Genomic DNA, 301 nt, shown 5'->3' with positions numbered 1-301 from the left:
AGCAGGAGCCTGGACGCACCTGACCGGTGTGTACGACACCGCGACCAAGAAGGTTCAGCTGTTCGTCAACGGAGAGCCGCAGGCAGCAGCCGACTTCACCACCCCGTGGCGAGCCGGCGGTGGTCTGCAGATCGGTCGGCTGCTCTACCAAGGTGCTTGGCAGGAGAACACGCGCGGCCTTGTCGATGAGGTGCGGACCGTCCAGTCTGCCGCCACACAGGCCGACGTGGCAGTGATCGCCGACGGCGGTCTGCCGACGCACCTTCAGGAGCTGGCTTCCTTCCGCCTGGACGAAGAGTCA

At 65.8% G+C, this 301-nt stretch carries 1 protein-coding gene; it reads left to right on the top strand.

The genetic code is table 11. The features are described from left to right. Nucleotides 1–301, top strand: a 301-nt coding sequence (locus NP777_RS47415) for a LamG-like jellyroll fold domain-containing protein (protein WP_256656405.1), incomplete at both ends; no start/stop codon positions are given.

This window comes from Streptomyces rugosispiralis (assembly GCF_024505145.1).
Classification (GTDB): Bacteria; Actinomycetota; Actinomycetes; order Streptomycetales; family Streptomycetaceae; genus Streptomyces; species Streptomyces rugosispiralis.
The sequence above is the reverse complement of the archived record's forward strand: the minus strand, read 5'-3'. Positions and strand labels throughout refer to the sequence as shown.